The organism is Desulfosarcina sp., from assembly GCF_041551955.1.
Classification (GTDB): domain Bacteria; phylum Desulfobacterota; class Desulfobacteria; order Desulfobacterales; family Desulfosarcinaceae; genus Desulfosarcina.
Genome location: NZ_JBFELV010000457.1, coordinates 1 through 3983, shown reverse-complemented (window position 1 = coordinate 3983; position 3983 = coordinate 1). Strand labels below are relative to the sequence as shown.

Annotated in this window: 6 protein-coding genes; 5 read left to right on the top strand and 1 reads right to left on the bottom strand. The window is 54.8% G+C overall.

Features of this window, described 5'->3' with window-relative positions:
• Positions 1-748: rhodanese-like domain-containing protein (locus ABYV26_RS22400; RefSeq protein WP_372683580.1), on the bottom strand; the 748-nt coding region annotated here is incomplete at its 3' end.
• 197 nt (positions 749-945) lie between these two features.
• Here ABYV26_RS22400 and ABYV26_RS22395 point away from each other — a divergent pair.
• The 5 genes from ABYV26_RS22395 to ABYV26_RS22375 form a co-directional block, all read left to right on the top strand.
• Positions 946-1401, top strand: coding sequence for a ferritin family protein (locus ABYV26_RS22395; RefSeq protein WP_372683579.1), 456 nt, complete (start codon positions 946-948; stop codon positions 1399-1401).
• A gap of 17 nt (positions 1402-1418) precedes the next feature.
• Positions 1419-1631, top strand: a complete 213-nt coding sequence (locus ABYV26_RS22390; protein WP_372683578.1) for a hypothetical protein — start codon at positions 1419-1421, stop codon at positions 1629-1631.
• A 25-nt stretch (positions 1632-1656) separates the two neighbouring features.
• Positions 1657-1878 carry a hypothetical protein gene (locus ABYV26_RS22385; protein WP_372683577.1) on the top strand — a complete coding sequence of 74 codons (222 nt, stop codon included), beginning with the start codon at positions 1657-1659 and terminating at the stop codon, positions 1876-1878.
• Positions 1879-2342: 464 nt separating this feature from the next.
• Entirely contained in the window at positions 2343-3089 is a 747-nt protein-coding gene (locus ABYV26_RS22380; protein ID WP_372683576.1) for a DUF547 domain-containing protein, read from the top strand.
• A gap of 11 nt (positions 3090-3100) precedes the next feature.
• A partial coding sequence (locus ABYV26_RS22375; protein WP_372683575.1) for an NAD(P)/FAD-dependent oxidoreductase occupies positions 3101-3983 on the top strand: 883 nt, incomplete at its 3' end.

Here is a 3983-nt window from a genome sequence, read left to right as displayed (position 1 = left end):
CTTCGTTGTGCGCCTTTTCCGACGCACGCAGGTAAAGATCCAGGGCCTGGGCTTCGATGGACATGGCCAGTTCGATGACTTCCTGCACCGTGTCGTAAGCGGGCATGAGCAGGTTGGCATACTCTTCGGTAGTCAGTCCTCCTTCCAGCACCTCAGACACCTGCCGGGCCTCGAAGGTCTCCCGGGCGACCGCTTTGCCGGTCAGCTCGGCGTACTGCTCCAGGATGCGATCCTGATGTTTCACCTCAATTTGAGACAGTTGGTGAAACAGTTGTCTCGCCGGTTCACTGTCAACCTTCACCGCCATGGTGTCGTAAAATTCTTTCAACCCCGCTTCGAGGGAGTAGGCTACGGCCAGGGCGTTTTCCACCGAGGAGACGCCATCGAAAAGCGCCAGTCCTTTCTCTTCGCCCAGGAACGCCGCTTCGCTGGTCCAGGCGTTGAAACCGCCGGCCACGTTGATAATAGCGGTGAAGCCCTGGCCGGAAAGCAGCTGGGCCGCCATACGGCTGCGGCCGCCGGATGCACAGTAAACCATCACCGGCTTGTCGCGGTCCATTTGCGGCATGTGGTCGGTGAGTTCGGGCAGCGGCGCGAGAACGGCACCGGGAATGTGGCCGGACGCGTACTCCGCCGGTTGGCGAACGTCCAGAATGGTCACCTCCTCCACCTTTTTGTCAGCAAGATAGGATTTGGCCTGGTCGGTGTCGATGGATGTCACGGGGGTCAGGAATTGTCGCCAGTTCATGGGGTCCTCCGTATGGATAGATTTTTTTTCTCGGTGCAGATCGGAAGGGTCGTCCAAGTATACACAAAACAAGCCTTTCCGGCCATTGCTTTTTAGCTGGCATGCAGTTTGCTTTTTAGAATTGCAGCATTAACCTCTAAACATTGACCGTGGTTCCACATTTCCCCCAATCTTCTTCAACGCAAACGGAGGGTATCATGAAACTGAACGAGTACAAGGATATCATCAAGCAGGCCATCGCCAACGAGGTGGAGGCCAAAAAATTCTATGACGATGCAGCCAACACGCTTAAAGATCCGCACCTGAAAAAGCTCTTTGCCTCCCTGGCCGAAGAGGAGAAAAAACACCGGGATATCTTGACCAAGATTTACTCCAGCAACACCATGGACCGCTACTTTTCCGAATCACGAGACTACAAGGTGGCCGAAACCATGGACGAGCCGGAACTGTCCATGGCGATGAAGCCGGCCGACGCCTTTGCCCTGGCCATGAAAAAAGAGGAAGCGGCCATGAAACAGTACACCGAAATGGCCGAGATGTGCGATGATGACGATAAACGGCAGGTATTTTTTGACCTGGCGGCCATGGAGCGGGATCACAAACTGAAAATGGAATCCGCCTTCATCGATATCGGCTATCCCGAGGTTTGGTAACAAAAGGAGCTTTGACAATGACACAATCCAAATGCCCGGTCTGCGGCTGTAAAAAATTCCATGTCAAAAACCCCGACGACGACTACGATGTATACGAATTCGAATGCCGGGACGGGGAGATCTGTTTTGACGAAGATCTGGAGGATGACGAGTGCCCAGAGGTCGGCGACGCCACGGAAACCTTTTGCAATGCGTGTGCATGGCATGACAAGCTCAATACAATCAAGTAAGTTGTATCCCCCATATGGAGCAACCATGGAAACCCATGACGTAACCGTGTTCAAACCCTATCCGTTCAGGGTGGGACAGAAAATCAATATCGAAGATGGACCCCGCAAGGGGGACTGGGAGGTGGTGGCCGTTTCCGACCGCAAGGTCAAACTCCGCTGCCCGTTCAGTCAACGGGAACTCGAATGGAACCGGTTCTGCTATGTGATCGACGAACAGACCGGTGTGCAATGGCCCGGAAAAGAATAACCCTCCTGTTCAAACGCAGACCCGGTGGTTGATCGGCATCCATACTCAGCGCAAGGCTGAAGGACCCTAAATAAAGTCCCAGAACTGCACGCTCATTTAGTTGTATGCCATCGCAGACAACTTGACCCCGACCCGTTTTGCTCGAGGGCAAACATGGGTAACCCAAGCGATTGTCGAGCTTGCAGCAGATACATAGAAGATGTCTTTCCGCGATAGCCGCCTATGCGGGACGACATCTGACGCCGTAGATGGGGTGATCCGCCTGAGGTGGATAAAGATCGGCGATCCCAACAGATTTTCCATGTTGAAGTCGGCAAGTGACATAACCCATCCTTATTGTAATAATTTTCAATAAAACCGAAATGGGAAACGCTCAGTTGGGGTGTAAGTTTCTGACCCGTTTCACGACCAACTTGGAAAAACCGTTCCGCGGCAAACAGCGTTCACTTTCTCAAGGGGGCCTTATGAAAACCATATTTATCGCAGCGTCCATCATGATTGCCGGGATGTGGGTTGCCGTTGTCGACGTGTATGCCGCTGGGGTGGATCACACCTTGTTCGCTTCACTGTTGAGCAGCCATGTCAAGGACGGCGTCGTGGATTACCAGGGCTTCAAGGCGGACGAAGCCATTTTGGACCAATACCTTGACGCGCTTGCCGCCGTGGAGCCGAGTCCGCTGTCAGCAGACGATCAATTTGCCTTTTACGTCAACGCATACAACGCATGGACCATCAAACTGATACTGTCCCGCTACCCGGATATTCGTTCCATCAAGGATCTGGGGAGCCTGTTTTCATCGCCCTGGAAAAAAACCATCGCCCGCATCGATGGCGACCTGTTGACCCTGGACCAGATCGAACACGACATCCTGAGGAAACGGTTCAAGGACCCCCGGGTCCACTTTGCCGTCAACTGCGCATCCAAAAGCTGCCCGCCCCTTCAAGGTGAGCCGTTTGAGGCAAGCCACCTGAATGATCAGCTGAACCAAGCGGCCAAGGCTTTCATCAACACCCCCCGTTTCAACCGCTTGGACGGCAATACTCTGTGGGTCAGCAAAATTTTCGATTGGTTCCCGGAGGACTTCGATGGTGATGTGATCGGTTATTTCATCGAATTTGCCGACGTACCGATGAGGGAGCAACTGGAGAAAAACAAAGGCCGGATCAAGGTCAAATACCTGGATTACGACTGGTCCCTCAACGGAAGCTGAAGGAGACGACAATGGCAAACTACGACTACGATATTGGCATCATCGGCGGCGGCGCGGCCGGGCTTACGGTAGCATCGGGAGCGGCGCAGCTGGGTGCCAAGACCCTGCTCATCGAAAAGGAACCCGCCCTCGGCGGAGACTGCCTGCACTATGGCTGCGTGCCCAGCAAGACCCTGATCCGTTCGGCCCATGTTTACCACGAAATGAAACATGCCGATCGTTACGGACTACCGACAGTGGCCCTGCCGCCCGTGGATTTTTCCCGGATCGCCAAGCGGATACAGGATGTCATCACCGTCATCCAGAACCATGATTCGGAGGAACGGTTCTGCAAACTGGGCGCGAAGGTAGCCTTCGGAACCGGTTTTTTCAAGAACGACCGCACGGTGGATCTGGATGGCCGGTCGATCACCGCCAAGAACTGGGTCATTGCCACCGGATCATCGGCGGCCGTTCCTCCCATACCGGGATTGAATGCGATCAGCTATATCACGAACCGTGAGATCTTCTCACTCGATAGGCTCCCAGGGAGCATGCTCGTGCTGGGTGCAGGGCCCATCGGCATCGAAATGGCCCAGGCATTCAACCGGTTGGGAACGTCCGTCACAGTGGTGGATCGGGTCGGTCAGATCTTGGCCAAGGAGGACCCGGACATGGCCGCTGCCGTCCAGTCGGTCATGGAAGCCGAAGGGGTAAACTTCTACCTGGAGGCCGCTGTTGAACAGGCCACTGCGACAGGTGAGAAAAAAAGCGTTACCCTGCGGCTGGGAGACGGCGCCTCGGTGACGCTGACAGCCGACACGGTGCTGGTGGCCATGGGCCGTTCCGTCAACGTCAAGGATTTGCGGCTGGACGCAGCCGGTGTGAAATTTGACCCAAAGGGTATTTCGGTGG